Raw genomic sequence first — 1,720 nt, forward strand, 5'->3', positions numbered from 1 at the left:
GAGTTGTTCAATAGATTGAAATATAAATGGTTTATGGAAAATGAATAACGTTGGCTATTCTTAGCCTGACGGCTATGGGGGCTAGGGGGGATTTTGGGCGGCATCGCTCGCATCGGGAAACAATTGATGGGCACTTTCTAAGCATCGTCTTTGACAGTGGCCCCTTGATTGCGGTTTTCGATGGCTCGGATCAGTTCCACGCAAGCGCTGTCAGCTTCATGCGCGAGCTGCGCAGCCCCTTGGTGACCAACCTGCCGGTCATCACGGAGGTCGTCTAGATGCTGGGCTTCGCGCCCCAGGCCCAGCGGGATTTTCTCTTCTGGGCCGAGGGCGCTTTAACGATCGACACCGAAACGCCCGGCGATCTTCCAAGGATCCGTGCCTTGCTGGAGAAGTACAGCGACCTGCCGGCGGATTTTGCCGACGCCTCGCTGGTCGCGCTGTGCGAGCGTCTGCGGGTGACGACCGTGGCCACTGTGGATTCCGATTTCACCGTCTATCGCATGCGCGACCGAAGAGGGTTCCGCAACCTGTTCTTCGAGACCTGACGGCATCAATCCATTTTGTCTGTAAAGACAGCGACTTCCGCGTTTCAGGCCTCCTGACACTGGCCGAACGCCTCTTTGATTGGACCGAGCGTCATCACGGCAGGCACGTCAGAGCGGCACCAGCACCTGCCCCTCCATCAAGCGGCGCGCCGTGCGGGTCATGATGACGCGGCGCGCGAGCCAGCCCTCCCCATCCGGGATGACTTCCGCGCCGACCTCGAGCCGCCCCGCCGGGTGGCCGATGCGCGTTCGACGCTCACCGCCTTGACCCGCCCAGGACGTCATGGCGTTGACCAGTGTTCCGGGGATCGCTGCAGCCACGGCCAAGGCAACGGCGCCCGTGCCTGTGAAGGCGTGATGAAGACGCCCCATGGAGAGGATGCGGGCGAGGAGATCGATGTCTTCGCCTTGGATGCTTGTGCCGCCCGAGGCTTGATAGTCGCAGGCCGGTGCGACGAAGGCGATCTTGGGCGTCGCCGGACGCTCACGACTGACCCTCTCGGGCGAGACACCGAGCCCCATGGCCACCGCCGCGCGCGCGCGGATGCGCTCGAATCTGTCCAAGCGCTCGGCGTCGACGTCGATCTCCGCAGGCAGCTCCCGACCGCTGAGCCCAAGGTCCGAGGCGCGGACGAAGACGGTTGGATTGCCGGCATTGACCAAGCTGGCGTCGACCTTGCCGACACCTGGGACGGCGAGGCGATCGAGCGCGCGGCCGGTCGGCAGCAAGGGCGCCTCGGCGGAGCCACCCGGATCGAGAAAGCTCAGCTCGATGGCCGCGCCGGGCCAGGGGATGCCGTCGACGCGAAGATCACCCACCTCGACCGGCATGCCGTCACGAACGGGCACGCGCGCCAGGATGCGCTTGCCGATGTTGGCCTGCCAGATCCGAACCTCGGTCATGCCCTCGATGGCCTCGACCAATCCGGTCGCGATGGCGAAAGGCCCAACGGCTGCGGTGAGGTTGCCGCAGTTGCCGCTGGCGTCGATGATGGGCGACTGGATGGACACATGTGCAAAGCGATAGTCGACGTCCGAGTCCGAGCGCGCGGACGGCCCGACGATCACTGCCTTGCTGGTGCTGGAGGTCGCGCCGCCGAGACCATCGATCTGCTTGCCGTAGGGGTCAGGACTGCCGAGCGCCCGCAAGAGGATGGCATCGCGCTGCGCCG

The 1,720-nt window shown here is 64.5% G+C and carries 2 protein-coding genes; one reads left to right on the forward strand and one right to left on the reverse strand.

The features are described from left to right. Window positions 1–278: 278 nt before the first annotated feature. Entirely contained in the window at window positions 279–548 is a 270-nt protein-coding gene (locus tag G3480_RS26455; protein ID WP_164657178.1) for a type II toxin-antitoxin system VapC family toxin, read from the forward strand. Between the two features lie 108 nt (window positions 549–656). On the opposite strand, the gene G3480_RS26460 is transcribed toward G3480_RS26455, so the two are convergent. Beyond that, on the reverse strand, window positions 657–1,720 hold a 1,064-nt coding region (locus tag G3480_RS26460; protein ID WP_164657179.1), incomplete at its 5' end, for a 2-methylaconitate cis-trans isomerase PrpF family protein.

It is taken from the genome of Thiorhodococcus mannitoliphagus (assembly GCF_010915725.1).
GTDB classification, from domain to species: domain Bacteria; phylum Pseudomonadota; class Gammaproteobacteria; order Chromatiales; family Chromatiaceae; genus Thiorhodococcus; species Thiorhodococcus mannitoliphagus.

Coding starts and splice junctions, on each gene's coding strand:
- G3480_RS26455 (WP_164657178.1), top strand. CDS start 279: ATGCTGGGCTTCGCGCCCCAGGCCCAGCGGGATTTTCTCTTCTGGGCC.